Here is a 13,571-nt window from a genome sequence, read left to right on the forward strand (position 1 = left end):
GTGCCCCTCTACGAATACGAAGGCAAACGGCCACAGGTGGATCCGACCGCCTTCCTGGCGCCGAACGCGACCCTGATCGGCGATGTGCGGGTCGCCGCGGGCGCGTCGATCTGGTACGGCGCGGTGCTGCGCGCGGATGTGACCCCGATCCTCATCGGCGAGAACGCCAATGTGCAGGACAATGCGGTGCTGCACGGCCCGCAGGACGCGCCGATCGAGATCGGGGCGGGCGCGACCATCGCGCACAGCGTCGTCTTCCACGGCGCCTCGCTCGGCGCCGGGTCGATCGTCGGCAACAACAGCACGGTGCTGGACCTGGCGCGCATCGGCGCGGGCAGCATGCTCGCCGCGCACTCGGTGCTCTCACCGCACACCGAGATCCCCGACGGGGTGCTGGCGGCCGGCTCGCCCGCGGTGGTGAAACGGCCGATCCAGGGCACCGCGGCCGAGGAGTGGTTGCGCATCAGCACCGATTTCTACATCGACCTCGCACGCCGTCATCGTGATGGGATCACCGAAGTCCCGCGCTGAACCGGGCGCGCCGCACGTCTCCCGGATCTCCGGGACAGTCCGCGCACGCCGGCACCGCGGCGGGATCACCGCAGCAGCGTCGTGACCTCGTCGTCCCGCAGCTGATGGAAGTCGACATAGGCCCCGCCGACCCCGCCGAGTTCGGCCGGAATCCACGGGCAGACCACCTCGTCGGCTTCTCCGGACACCCAGGCGTGCGCCTCCACCGACGCGATCGGCACCGCGACCACCAGGCGGGCCGGCGCATGCGAGCGCACCACCCGGCAGGCCGCCACCATGGTCGCGCCGGTGGCGATGCCGTCGTCCACCACGATCACCGTGCGACCGGTCATCGGCAGTGGGTCGCGGTCGCCGCGCAGGGCGTGCACCCGGCGGGCCAGCTCGGCCAGTTCGGCGCGCTCGACCTCGGCCAGCTGGTCAGGGCGCACGCCGAGCCTGCGGATCACGTCGTCGTTGAGCACCCGGACCCCGCCTTCGCCGAGCGCGCCCATCGCCAGCTCCGGATGCCACGGCACGCCGAGCTTGCGGACCAGCAGGATGTCGAGATCGCCGCCGAGGGCGCGGTGCACTTCGGCCGCCACCGGCACGCCGCCCCTGGGCAGGCCGAGCACGAGCGGTTCCGTCGCGCGCAGGTGCGCCAGTTCCGCTCCCAGCGCGCGACCGGCGGCGAACCGATCGGCGTAGTGGTTCATCTCCCTTCGAACGCTACTCCTGCGTGCGGCGCTCGGTGATCGCGAATCGGCGTAGCGCGAGGCTGGGGTTGCGGGTGCGCACGGCGTCGAGGTGCTCGAGCTCGGCGGTCGCGGTGAGCACGCCGGGTTCGGCGCCGAGTTCGGCCAGCACCGCGCCCGCCGGATCGATGATCATGGAGGCGCCGGAGCCGAGGGGTTCGGCCTGGTCGGCGGCGGCGAGGTAGACGGTGTTCTCGATGGCCCGGGCGCGCAGCAGGGTCGTCCACTGATCGACCTTGCCCGGTCCGGGGATCCACTGCGCGGGCACCGCGATCACCTGTGCCCCCGCCGCCGCCAGCCGCCGGAAGCCCTCGGGAAAGCGCAGGTCGAAGCAGGTCTGCAGGCCGATGGTCACCCCGTCGGCGGCGAAGGTGACCGGCTCGGTGAGCGGTCCCGCCTCGACGACATCGGATTCCTTGTGACCGAAGGCGTCGTAGAGGTGCACCTTGCGGTAGACGGCGACCCGCTCGCCGCCGGGATCGACGGCCACCAGGGTGTTGCGGATGCGGGTGTCGCCGTCGCTGCCGATCTCGATCATGCCCGCCACCAGGAAGACGCCGGCGTCCCGCGCGAGTTCGGCCAGGCCGGTCGCGAACGGTCCGTCCAGCGGTTGTGCCACCGGCAATACTCGTGCGTCGAGCCTGCGCACCGCGTGCATCGCGTATTCCGGGGCGATCACCACGCGCGCACCACGGCCGGCGGCCGCGCGGACGTGCTCGCCGAGGGCGGTCAGATTCGCTCGCGGGTCGGTGCTCGGAGTGAACTGGACCACGCCGAGAGTCACCGCGGGGGCGCGCAGTCCCTGTTCGGGGGCCTCGTGCTCGAGTTGCATAGGTCTCACCGTATTCACCCGGTGACCGGGGAGGCCACCGGCAGGCAGTAAACTCCTGGTCAATGAGTACCAATCAGGTCGACAGCGTTCCTGGCGACGACGACAGGGACACGGGCGGAACCGAAGCCGGTTCCGACCCGGCCGGCCCGTCCTTCGCCGACTTGGGCATCGACGACCGCATCCTGCGGGCAATCGCCGATGTCGGTTATGAATCTCCCTCCCCCATCCAGGCGGCGACCATCCCGCCGCTGCTGGCGGGAGCCGATGTCGTCGGTCTCGCGCAGACCGGCACCGGCAAGACGGCCGCCTTCGCCATCCCGATCCTGATGGGTCTGGACACGTCCGGCAAAGCGCCGCGCGCCCTCGTGCTCGCCCCCACCAGGGAGCTGGCCATCCAGGTCGCCGAGGCCTTCGGCCGCTACTCCACCCACATCCCCGGGCTGCATGTGCTGCCGATCTACGGCGGGCAGAGCTACGGCGTGCAGCTGTCCGGCCTGCGCCGGGGCGCGCACGTGGTCGTGGGCACCCCCGGCCGGGTGATCGATCATCTGGAGAAGGGCACGCTCGACCTGTCGCAGCTGCAATACCTGGTGCTCGACGAGGCCGACGAGATGCTCAAGATGGGGTTCCAGGAGGACGTCGAGCGCATCCTGGCCGACACCCCGCGGGAGAAGCAGGTCGCGCTGTTCTCGGCGACCATGCCCGCGGCGATCCGCAAGATCTCCAAGCAGTATCTGCGTGAGCCGGTCGAGATCACCGTCAAGGCCAAGACCCAGACCGCCACCAATATCACCCAGCGGTGGGTGCAGGTCTCGCATCATCGCAAGCTGGACGCGCTGACCCGGGTGCTCGAGGTCGAGTCGTTCGAGGCGATGATCATCTTCGTCCGCACCAAGCAGGGCACCGAGGAACTCGCCGAGAAGCTGCGCGCCCGCGGCTTTTCCGCCGCCGCCATCAACGGCGACATCGCCCAGAATCAGCGCGAACGCACCATCGGCCAGCTCAAGTCCGGCACGCTGGACATCCTGGTGGCCACCGACGTCGCCGCCCGTGGCCTGGACGTGGACCGCATCTCCCATGTCGTCAACTTCGACATCCCGCACGACACCGAGTCCTACGTGCACCGCATCGGCCGCACCGGCCGGGCCGGGCGCAGCGGCAAGGCGCTGCTGTTCGTCGCCCCGCGCGAACGCCATCTGCTCAAGGCCATCGAGCGCGCCACCCGGCATCCGCTCGAGGAGATGCAGCTGCCCAGCGTCGAGGACGTGAACGCGCAGCGCGTCGCCAAGTTCGGCGACACCATCACCGAGAACCTCGCCTCGTCGAACCTGCCGCTGTTCCGCAAGCTCATCGAGGACTACGAGCGCGAACACAACATCCCGCTGGTCGACATCGCGGCCGCGCTGGCGATCGGTTCCTACGACGGCGACAACTTCTTCATGGAGCCGGAGCCGGAACCGGAACGCCGCGAACGGGTTGTGCGGGATCGCCCGGAGCGTCGCTTCGACGAGGAGCGCGCGGCCGGCGGCGGCTCGCATCACCGGGCGACCGGAACGGAGCTGGCGACCTACCGGATCAGCGTCGGCAAGCGGCACCGGGTGGTGCCGGGTGCGATCGTCGGCGCCATCGCCAACGAGGGCGGTCTGCGCCGCAGCGACTTCGGCCACATCAGCATCCGGCCCGACCACAGCCTGGTCGAGCTGCCCGCGAATCTGCCCGCCGAGACGCTGGAGGCGTTGCGCCGCACCAGGATCAGCGGCGTGCTGATCCAGCTGCAGCTCGACTCCGGTCCGCCGTCGCACCGCGCGGCGCCGGCGTTCAGCAGCCGGGGACCGCGCCGCGAGCGCGACACCGGCAAACGCCAGGAACGCCGCAAGCCTCGATCCTGACCCGGGGTTCACCGAGGTCACGAGCCCTGGCTTACAGTGGTGCCGACCGGCGCGCATCCGGCGCGCCGGTTGCTGGTGTCCCGGCTGGCGGCCGTCGAACGGGAGGCGCGCGTTTGTTCGTGTTCGGTGATCGTGTAGTGGCCACCGCCGCCGATCTGGTGCGGGCGGCACGCTGCGAGTTCGCGGTGCTTCGTGCGCTCGACGCCGAGCTCGGCATGGTGGACGCTTTCGCCGACTTCCCCACTCCTGGCGGCTTCGCCACTCCTGGCGACTCCCGACCGCCCGGCGGTATTCCGGCGCACGGCGAGAGCGACCGTCTGCACGCGCACCTGCGCACCGCATACGGATCGTCGATCGCCGAGATCTCCCCGCCCGACCCGCTTTCCGTGTCCGGTGCCGGGGACGCCGGGGCCGAGGCCCTGCGCGCCGCGCACACCGCCACTGTCGACGCGCTTCGCGGCGGAGCACAGGTCGTGCGCAACGCGACTCTCCTGACCGACGGATTCGCCGCAGGCTGCGCCTATCTCGTGCGCGAGGAGCGCGACGGCTGCACCCTGCACGGGATCGCGGCCTCGTCCGCCACTCGACTCGACACCGTGCTCGAACTCGCCGCCTGCGCAAAGATTCTCGCCGACTCGGACCTGGTCCGGGTGGCGCCGACACTGGTGCTGCACTGCGGCTCAACGGTTTCCGAACACCCATTGGAGGCGGCGGCGGCGGTGTATCGGGCCCGGCGCGAGCGAACCGGCGAGATTCTCGAGGAGAAGCTGGAGGAGCTACTGCCCGTGCAGTGGGGCGACCCGCGCTACCTGGCCTGCGGACGCTGCGCGGTGTGCCTGCCCGAACTGACCACCGCCCGCGATCTGCTGTTGGTGGCCGGGATGCCGGGCACCGTCAGAGCGCGGTTGCGTGATGCCGGGGTGCACACCCTCGACCGGCTCGCCGTCACCGTGGACGAGGTACCCGGCCTGTCCGCGCGCGCCGTGGCCGCGCTGCGCCGACAGGCCGACCTGCAATTGCGGACCGAGGCGTCCGGTGCGCCCGCCTACACGCTGCGCGCACCGGCAGCACTGTCCGCCCTGCCCGAGGCACACCCCGACGACCTCGCGCTGACCGTCGATCTCGACCCGACCGGCCGCGCCGTGCGCTGGCGCCTCGGCGACCGGACCGGCACCCTGCTGAGCCTGCCTGCCGCTGAGCGCCCGGTCACCGAACTGCTCGCCCACACTGCCGCGCACCTGCGCGCCCATCCCGGCGCCCACCTCTACCACTACACCGGCGACGTACCCGCGGCGCTGCTCGCCGAGGGCGACGGTCCAGGGGACGAGGAGGTTCTCGACGACCTGATGGATGCCGGGCTGCTCGTGGACCTCTACCCCGTGGTCCGCACAGCGGTCCTCATCGGCGTCGGCTCCTACCGTCTCGATCGGCTGCGCGCCCTGATCCCCGGCGAGCGGTCCGACGACGTGACGCTGTTGCTGCTGAGCGACTGGTTGCGCGGCCTCGGCGAGTCCGCGCGGCGGGAGTCCGCCGGGGCAGTGGACTCACGCCGGGCCGTGGACTCCCGCCGGGCAGCGGACTCCCACTGGGACGCGGGAGACCCCGCGACGGAGAATCCGTCACCGCCCCCGTCGTCGGTCGAGGCGGCGCTGTCGGAATACGCTGCCGGACAAGGCGATGCGCACAGTCCGGCGGCGGTGATGGCGGCGGTGCTCGGATATCGACGCCGGGAGCGGCGAGCGTGGAGCTGGGCGCATACCGATCGGCTGACCCTTCCGGTGCGGGAGTGGGCGGACGCGCCGGGCGTGCTCATCGCCGACCGGTGCACGGTGGACACCAAGTGGCATCGCAGCCCCGACGGCGCGACCATGCGGCGGTTCCTGACCTTGACCGGGCGGATCGGTTCCGGCGGGGGGCTGCGGCCCGGGCCGACGGGGACGGCCGCGCCTGCCGCGCTGCCGCCGGGCACCCGGGTGCACACGTTCTACGACCGAGTCGGCGCGTACGGGCGGCGCACGACCGGGACCGCCGTCGTGCTCGGATGCGCGGTGGACGCCGACTTCGACGACGCGGTGCGGCTGGAGGAGACCCTGCCCGAGAACCGGTCGCCCCACGACGATCTGCCGATCGCCATCGCGCCGGGGGTGCCGGAGTGGGATATGCGCGCCGAGGCAGCGGTCGAGGCGACGGCGCAGCGGTTGCTGATGACGCTGCCCGAACTGCCTGCCGGCGCGTTCTTCGACATCCTGGGCAGGCGGGCGCCCCGGCTGCACGGTGGCGCGTTGCCGCCGGTGCACGGGGATCACGTCACCGCCCTCACCGCCGCGGTATCCGGCCTCGACGATTCCTATCTGGTGGTCCAGGGACCGTCGGGGACCGGGAAGACCGATGTCGCGGCTCAGGTGGTGGCGCAGCTGGTGACCGGGCGGCACTGGCGGATCGGCATCGTCGCGCACAGCCGCCGGACAGTGGAGAACCTGTTCGAGGCCATCGTCGCGGCCGGTGTGTTGCCGGAGCTCGTCGCCGAATCCGAGGCCGAGGCCGTCGCGCCGGAGTGGGCGGTGATCGACCCGCAACGGTTCGCCAGGTTCCTCGATCACGCGGTCAACGGTTGTGTGATCGGCGGGCTGCCCGCCGATTTCACCGATCCGGCGCGAGTGCCCGCGAGCAGTCTCGACCTGCTGGTGGTCGCCGACGCGGGCCGGTTCCCACTCGCCGAGGTGGCGGCGGTGGCGGGTGGCGCGCGCTCGCTGCTGCTGGTCGGTGACCCGCAGCCCGCCCAAGCGCGGGCGGCCCATCCCGCCCCGGTCGCCGGCTCGGTGCTCGGCTGGTTGCTCGACGGGCACGACACGGTCCCCGCCGGACGCGGCTACTTCCTCGATCGCACCCGGCGGATGCATCCGCGGGTGTGCGAGCCGCTGTCACGGCTGTATTACGACGGCAGGCTGACCTCGGAGGAAACCGTCACCACCGCAAGGCGACTCGACGACACCGTGCCCGGTATCGAGACCGTGACCGTCTCCCACCACGGCGATTCGACCGAGTCCGTGGCCGAAGCGCGCGAGGTGGTGCGCCAGGTGCGCGCTCTGCTCGGGCGCCCGTGGACCGAGGGCGGACAGACCCGGCGACTGCATCCGCACGACCTGTTCGTCATCGCGCCCTACGAAGCGCAGGTCGGGCGCATCCGAACCCTGTTGGCGCGGGCCAAGATCGAGGATGTGCTGGTGGGGACGGTCGACCGGTTCCGGGGCAGGGAGGCCACGGTCGTGCTGATTTCGATGACCACGTCCTCGCCACAGGACGCACCGGACGGCATGGCGGCGTTGTTCTCCCCCGGCCTGATCCGGGCGGCGGTCAGCCGGGCCATGTGGAAGGCGATCGTCATCCGCTCGCCCCTGCTCACCGCCTATTTGCCCGAGACCCCCGAGGAACTCGTCGAGCCGGGACGGTTCCTGCGACTCGGGTGAATTCCCTCAGCCGAAGTTCTTGCCCTCGCCCCGATAGGTCGGCACAGTCGTGCGCGAGCCGTCCGGCTCGACCAGGTGCACCTCGTCGAAGCGCTCGCAGAGTTCACCGGCTTTCGCGTGGCGGAACCACACCCGATCACCCAGGCGCAGGGACCGCGCACCCGACAACGGGGTCTGGACTTCGCCCGCACCCTCGGTGCCGAGCAGCCCGAGTCCCGTGGGCCACACCGGTTTCGGCACCCGGGAGTCGCCCGCGGGACCGGAGGCGATGTAGCCGCCGGCGAAGACGGTGGCGATTCCGGGGGTGGGTCTGCGCAGCACGGGGGTGGCGAAGAACAGCGCCGGTCGCGGGGTGAAGGCACGGTAATGGTCGAACAGGGTCGGCACATAGAGGCCGGACCCGGCGGTGACCTCGGTGACCTGCGGGTCGGCGGTGCTCACCTCCAACGACCCGGTGCCGCCGCTGTTGACGATGCGCAACGGACCGGTCACCGAGCGCACCGCATCGAGCACGGCGCCGCGGCGGCGGCCGATCTCGGCGGCGGAGAGCTTCTTGACCAGGCGTACGGCCGGATTGCTGTCGGGCAGCCCGGCGATCTGGGCCTCGTAGGTCATCACGCCGACGACCTCGAAACCGGCGGAGCGGGCCGCGCGCGCCAGCTCGGCAGCCTGCTCCGGAGTGCGCAGCGGCGAACGGCGAACGCCCAGGTGCACCGGGCCCAGGCGCAAGGAGGCGTCCACATCCAGGCACACCTGGGGACGGACCTTGTCGGTGCCGAGCGCGGCGCGGGTCAGCTCGAGGTGGTCGACGTCGTCGATCATCAGGGCGATCGAGGACAGCAGCGTCTCGTCAGCGGCGAGCTCGGCCAGCGCGGCTCGATCGACGGTCGGATAGCCGAGCAGGATGTCACGGGCGCCCAGGCGCGCCAGCCACAGCGCCTCGCGCAACGAATAGGACATGATGCCCGCGAACCCGTCGGCGGCGGTCAGGCCGGAGCCGAGCACCGTCTCCAGCACGGCGCGACAGCGCACGGATTTGGAAGCGACCCGGATCGGCGTACCCGCGGCGCGGCGCACCAGATCGGCTGCGTTCGCGCGGAGGGCGGCGAGATCCAGCGCGGCCAGCGGCGGATCGAGATCGGCGGTGGCCGCGTGCAGACCGGGAATCGGCGAGGTCTCACTCACCCTTCCCACTCAACCACCTAACTGGACAAACGTCCAGTACCTCGGGTACGGCTTCAGGCGTCGACCGCGCGGGCTGTCAGCCCACTGACCAGGTCGTCGAGCACCACCAGCGTGGTCTCGTCATCGCAGCACGCCAGCCAGCGCAGCACGGTGCCCTGCAGCATCGACGCGCAATAGGCGGCGATCGCGTCGACCGGCTCGAGCCACTGAGTGTGCGAACGCTGGGCGCACAGCTCCAGGAAGGTGGCTATCTCGGCATCCATCTGGCGGAACGTCATCGCGGTGATCGGGTCGGCGACGCATTCGGAACTGACTTCCCAGCGTTCCCTGATGGTGCGAACGGTCGATTCGTAGGCTCTGATCTGTTTGTAAGGGGTGGCCTTGACCAGTGGCCAGTAGGCGGTGATGCCGGCGTGCAGCAGCACTCGCAACGCCCGAACTCCGCCGTGATCGAGCGAGGCTGCTGCCGTTTCGACCGCCTCGCAGACGGTCGGCCGCAACCGGCTTTCCACAATTTCTCCACGTGCGCTCAACGACGACTCCCTTGGCGAAAGACCTCGCGCCCCTGCGCGGCGCGACTCGCTGAACTCGGCGGACAGTCAGGCTTCCACCGGACCGCCCGGTCCAACGTTCATCAATGGTAGAGGGTTTCCATGATTTGAGAACGGGTCTGCATCAATTTTCATACTGAAAGATTGTTTTGTTATCCGACCGGGACTGCACCGCAACGTTGCGGAGCTTGCCTCATCGCCGAACCCGCGCTTCCGGATCCTCGTCACCCTTGATCGGATGCGGACAGGCCCTTCTGGTCCGATACCCGCACCTCGGTCCAGACTACGGATCCTGCACCGCCCGGCTACCCCCTTGTGGCCGAACACACAGTAGACACGGGTTTGGAGAATCGCGCTGCTCCGCACAGCGCCCACCGCCTCCGAGCCGCCGATAGCCTGTAGCCGTGACCTCCACGTCTTCGGCCGATCAGTTCCGCCTCACCGGCACCTTCAACTTCCGCGACACCGGCGGTCTGCGCACCGTCTCCGGCGCCCGCATCCGCCCCGGCGTGCTGCTGCGCTCGGCTCAGCTCAGCGGTCTCGACGAACGCGGCCACGCCGTGCTGCGCGAACTGCGCGTCACCGACGTGCACGATCTGCGTGGACTGCACGAGATCGAGAACATCGGCCATGACAACCTGCCCGGCGACGTGCGACTGCGGGTGACACCGTTCGACTCGCGGATGGGCGCTGCCCCGCCGCACGACTCCGACGGCACCACCGCGCTCGCGCACATGCTCGAGGTCTACCGGGTCTTCCCGAAGCTGCCCGAGGCCAACGCGGCCATCACCGAGATCGCCGAGTCCATCGTGCGCGGCCGGGGCGCGGTGCTGGTGCACTGCGCGGCGGGCAAGGACCGCACCGGGTGGGCGATCGCCACCATCCTGCGCGCGGTCGGGGTGGTCGAGCAGGATGTCTACGCCGACTACCTGCTCAGCAATCACGCCGTGCCCGCGTTGCGCGCGATGCTGGCCGAGACCCTCGGTCCGGGCGCGGAGCCCTCGATGGATCTGCTCGGCGTACGCGAGGAGTATCTGCGGATCGGCACCGATGCGGTGCATGAACTGCACGGTCACCACGATGCCTTCGTCGAGGCAGCGGGTATCGACGCGAAGCTGCTGGAGCGATTGCGCGAACGGCTGCTGGTCTAGCGGCTCACGCGTCCGCCCGGTGCACCAGACCGTCGGCGGTGATGCTGACCTGGTCGCCGGTGTGGAACCAGCCGCCGGTGAACCGGTCGGCCGTCGAGGCCGGATCGTTCCAGTAACGGCTGCTGACATTCGGTCCGCGACAGAGCAGTTCGCCGTGGCCGGTGGCGGCGTGCGGTCCGGACAACGCCAATTCCGTTCCGCCGAATGGCCGTCCGAGCACAGTGCCGGAATCGGCGTCGTCGACCGCGAGGCCGATTCCGCTGGTCTCGGTGGCCCCCCACAGCGACCAGCGCCTGGCCACCGGGAAGGTCGCGCGCAGCGCCTCGGCGACATCACCCGCCGCCGGGATCGGGCGTTGCGCGCGTCGGCCCGCGCTGCTGAGGCGGCGCACGCCGTGGGTGCAGACCCCATCCGAACGCATGGCGGCCAGCGTGGGACGCAGGCCGGCGAACACCTCGGGGGTCGCCGAGATCATGTCGACCCGTTCTGCGACAAGGGCTTCCGCGATGCCGGCGATGTCGCGCGCGAAAACGACGGTGCCGCCTACGGCGAAGGTCGGCAGCAGTTGGTCGACGCAGCCTCGCGTGCCGGCCAGCGGTAGCAGCACGAGATTGCGCACACCGTCGGTCGGCAGGTCGAGGGTCGAGACGACGGACCTGACCGCGGACAGCAGGTTCTCGTTGGTCAGCTCCACCCCCCTGGGCTCGTGCTGATCGCTGGTGTAACAGAGCACCGCGAGCTCGTCGAGGGCGGCGCCGTCATCGATGAACGACGGGCCGTCGGGCAGCGGGCCGCCCGTGCCGAGCACGAAATCGGCCGCGCTGTCGGCGAGCACCCGCTCGGCGACGCTGTGCGGCAGTCCGCTGGGCACCAGCACCGGCACCGCGCCGCTGAGCAGGGCGCCCAGGAAGGCGCGCACCCACCGCAGGCCCGCAGGCATCCGGACCGCCACCCGATCGCCGTAGCCGATGCCGTGCTGCTGCAACCCGCCCGCGATGCGCGCGCCCGCGTGCCACAGCTCGCGGTAGGTGAGCCGGGGCCCACCCACCTCGACGACGGCTTCCCGGTGCGCGAACGCGTGCACCTGACGATCGAGCAATTCCGTCAGAGCGGGATTCAGATTGCCGTACCTGAGCACCCCGTCCGCGCCCCGCGCCATGGGTGCGTGGCGACCGTCCACCGGGTACTCGACCACCAACTGCGTCATTCGTCCTCCGCGGCCCTGGATCCAGCAGGCACCTGCACTATATGACGCGGATCACATATTCGCGGGGGATCGTCGTTACGCGCGGATCACCTCTCGGCCCGTCGCTCCACGGCAGGCGCGGTCACCGGCCCTGGTAGGTGGCCTTTCCCGGTCCGTTCTCCAGGAAGCTGCGCACGCCGCCCCGCAGGTCCTCGGTGTCGAAGAGCGCGCCGGAGACCTCGGGGGTCACCGCGTCGGCGTGCGCGACGCCGCCGGAACGCCAGGCCTCGATGATCTTCTTGGTGGCCGCGTGCGCCTTGGTCGGACCGTCGGCGAGCTTGTGCGCCAGCGCCCGCGCCGCGGGGTCGAGATCGTCGTGGATGTAGTTGACCACGCCCCAGTCGGCCATGGTGGCGGCGTCGTAGAGGTCGGCGGTCATCACGAACTCGCGGGCGCGGCCGGAGCCGGCCCGCTCGGCCAGCCGCTGCGGTCCGCCCATCGACGGGGTCAGCCCGACCACGGTCTCCACCAGCCCGAACTTCGCCTTCGGGGTCGCCAAGATGATGTCGCAGGCCAGCGCGACCTCGAACGCGGCGGTGAGGGTGAGCCCGTGCGCGGCGAACAGCACCGGGCACGGCAGCGCTTCGAGCGGATGGATGATGTCGTCGAAGAGCCTGCGCCACAGCGCGGTACCGGTCTCGACGGTCAGTCCGTCGAAGGTGTGCACGTCGACGCCGCCGGAGACGACCTTGCCCTCGGCGCGCAGCAGCACCGCGCGCGGCGGGTTCGCGGTCAGCGCGGCGATATCGGCCACCAGGCCGTCGAACATGGCCTGATCGAACAGGTTCAGCGGCGGGTTCGCCAGGGTCAGAACCGCGACGTCGGCGCCCGCCGCGGTGGTCTCACGTTCCAGCCGGGTGGCGGTCTTCGGGGTGTTCTCGCTCATACCGGCAGCCTAAGGGGTCGATCTGCAAGACTGGCCGGGTGACCGAGACGCAGTCCACAGCCGGTTCCTATGTCGAGCCGGGCGAGTTCGAGCGCGACACCACCTACATCACCACCCGGATCACCGCCGACGGCCGGGACGGCTACCCGGTCGAATCCGGGCGCTACCGGCTGGTCGCCGCGCGGGCCTGTCCGTGGGCCAATCGCACCCTGATCGTGCGCAGGCTGCTCGGGCTCGAGGACGCGATATCGCTGGGCCTGTGCGGGCCCACTCACGACAAGTACAGCTGGACCTTCGACCTCGATCCGGGCGGGGTGGACCCGGTGCTCGGCATCCCCCGGCTGCGCGAGGCCTACCTGGCCCGCTTCCCCGACTATCCGCGCGGCATCACCGTGCCCGCGATCGTGGATGTGCCCACCGGCCAGGTCGTCACCAACGACTACCCGCAGATCACCCTGGACTTCTCCACCGAGTGGACACGATTCCACCGGCCCGGCGCGCCGCGGTTGTATCCCGAGGAACTGCGCGCGGAGATCGACGAGGTCGCCGAGCTGATCTTCCGCGATGTGAACAACGGGGTGTACCGCTGCGGATTCGCCGGTGCGCAGGACGCCTACGAACGCGCCTACGACCGGCTCTTCGCCCGGCTGGACTGGCTGACCGAGCGGCTGTCGAACCAGCGCTACCTGGTCGGGGACACCATCACCGAGGCCGACGTGCGGCTGTTCACCACACTGGTCCGGTTCGACCCGGTCTACCACGGCCACTTCAAGTGCAACCGGCAGAAACTGAGCGAGATGCCAATGCTGTGGAGCTACGCGCGGGACCTGTTCCAGACGCCGGGCTTCGGCGACACCGTCGACTTCGGCCAGATCAAGACCCACTACTACGCGGTGCACACCGACGTGAATCCCACCGGTGTGGTGCCCAAGGGCCCCGACCTGTCGAACTGGCTGTCCCCGCACGGCCGCGAGGTGCTCGGCGGCAGGCCGTTCGGCGAGGGCACCCCGCCGCCTCCCCCGGTTCCCGGCGAAGAAGTTCCCGCGGTTCCCGGCGCCTGAGCTCGCCCACGTTTTCCCGCTCCCGACGGGGGAACCCGGTA

At 70.6% G+C, this 13,571-nt stretch carries 11 protein-coding genes; 5 read left to right on the plus strand and 6 right to left on the minus strand.

Annotated features, from left to right (window positions below; translation table 11 throughout):
* A complete protein-coding gene (locus NS3_RS25545; protein WP_067864764.1) occupies positions 1–531 on the plus strand; it encodes a gamma carbonic anhydrase family protein in 531 nt (176 codons plus the stop codon).
* A gap of 65 nt (positions 532–596) precedes the next feature.
* On the opposite strand, the gene NS3_RS25550 is transcribed toward NS3_RS25545, so the two are convergent.
* The gene (locus NS3_RS25550; protein ID WP_067864766.1) at positions 597–1,223 is read right to left on the minus strand and encodes a phosphoribosyltransferase; all 627 of its coding nucleotides are present in this window, start codon (positions 1,221–1,223) and stop codon (positions 597–599) included.
* A gap of 13 nt (positions 1,224–1,236) precedes the next feature.
* Entirely contained in the window at positions 1,237–2,094 is an 858-nt protein-coding gene (locus NS3_RS25555; protein ID WP_067864769.1) for a carbon-nitrogen hydrolase family protein, read from the minus strand.
* Between the two features lie 62 nt (positions 2,095–2,156).
* On the opposite strand from NS3_RS25555, the gene NS3_RS25560 reads away from it, so the two are divergent.
* The gene (locus NS3_RS25560) at positions 2,157–3,983 is read left to right on the plus strand and encodes a DEAD/DEAH box helicase (RefSeq protein WP_067864771.1); all 1,827 of its coding nucleotides are present in this window, start codon (positions 2,157–2,159) and stop codon (positions 3,981–3,983) included.
* Positions 3,984–4,102: 119 nt separating this feature from the next.
* On the plus strand, positions 4,103–7,450 hold the full coding sequence (locus NS3_RS25565; protein WP_245649810.1) for a bifunctional RecB family nuclease/DEAD/DEAH box helicase: 3,348 nt from the start codon (positions 4,103–4,105) through the stop codon (positions 7,448–7,450).
* A 6-nt stretch (positions 7,451–7,456) separates the two neighbouring features.
* On the opposite strand, the gene NS3_RS25570 is transcribed toward NS3_RS25565, so the two are convergent.
* Both NS3_RS25570 and NS3_RS25575 read right to left on the minus strand, forming a co-directional pair.
* Entirely contained in the window at positions 7,457–8,644 is a 1,188-nt protein-coding gene (locus NS3_RS25570) for an alanine racemase (protein ID WP_157101535.1), read from the minus strand.
* Positions 8,645–8,688: 44 nt separating this feature from the next.
* Positions 8,689–9,168 carry a TetR family transcriptional regulator gene (locus NS3_RS25575; RefSeq protein WP_245649811.1) on the minus strand — a complete coding sequence of 160 codons (480 nt, stop codon included), beginning with the start codon at positions 9,166–9,168 and terminating at the stop codon, positions 8,689–8,691.
* A 422-nt stretch (positions 9,169–9,590) separates the two neighbouring features.
* Here NS3_RS25575 and NS3_RS25580 point away from each other — a divergent pair, with 422 nt between their 5' ends.
* Positions 9,591–10,337, plus strand: a complete 747-nt coding sequence (locus tag NS3_RS25580) for a tyrosine-protein phosphatase (RefSeq protein WP_067864777.1) — start codon at positions 9,591–9,593, stop codon at positions 10,335–10,337.
* A 4-nt stretch (positions 10,338–10,341) separates the two neighbouring features.
* Here NS3_RS25580 and NS3_RS25585 read toward each other — a convergent pair whose 3' ends face one another.
* Both NS3_RS25585 and NS3_RS25590 read right to left on the minus strand, forming a co-directional pair.
* Positions 10,342–11,544, minus strand: coding sequence for a class I adenylate-forming enzyme family protein (locus NS3_RS25585; RefSeq protein ID WP_067864780.1), 1,203 nt, complete (start codon positions 11,542–11,544; stop codon positions 10,342–10,344).
* A gap of 121 nt (positions 11,545–11,665) precedes the next feature.
* The gene (locus tag NS3_RS25590; RefSeq protein WP_067864782.1) at positions 11,666–12,469 is read right to left on the minus strand and encodes an enoyl-CoA hydratase/isomerase family protein; all 804 of its coding nucleotides are present in this window, start codon (positions 12,467–12,469) and stop codon (positions 11,666–11,668) included.
* A gap of 38 nt (positions 12,470–12,507) precedes the next feature.
* On the opposite strand from NS3_RS25590, the gene NS3_RS25595 reads away from it, so the two are divergent.
* On the plus strand, positions 12,508–13,530 hold the full coding sequence (locus NS3_RS25595; protein ID WP_084495915.1) for a glutathione S-transferase family protein: 1,023 nt from the start codon (positions 12,508–12,510) through the stop codon (positions 13,528–13,530).
* Positions 13,531–13,571 lie beyond the last annotated feature (41 nt).

The organism is Nocardia shimofusensis NBRC 100134 (genome assembly GCF_001613125.1).
Classification (GTDB): domain Bacteria; phylum Actinomycetota; class Actinomycetes; order Mycobacteriales; family Mycobacteriaceae; genus Nocardia; species Nocardia shimofusensis.

Bases quoted from the DNA above. Each gene is read 5' to 3' on its own strand.
- NS3_RS25550 (WP_067864766.1), bottom strand. From the start codon at position 1,223: ATGAACCACTACGCCGATCGGTTCGCCGCCGGTCGCGCGCTGGGAGCG.
- NS3_RS25555 (WP_067864769.1), bottom strand. From the start codon at position 2,094: ATGCAACTCGAGCACGAGGCCCCCGAACAGGGACTGCGCGCCCCCGCG.
- NS3_RS25590 (WP_067864782.1), bottom strand. From the start codon at position 12,469: ATGAGCGAGAACACCCCGAAGACCGCCACCCGGCTGGAACGTGAGACC.
- NS3_RS25560 (WP_067864771.1), top strand. From the start codon at position 2,157: ATGAGTACCAATCAGGTCGACAGCGTTCCTGGCGACGACGACAGGGAC.
- NS3_RS25585 (WP_067864780.1), bottom strand. From the start codon at position 11,544: ATGACGCAGTTGGTGGTCGAGTACCCGGTGGACGGTCGCCACGCACCC.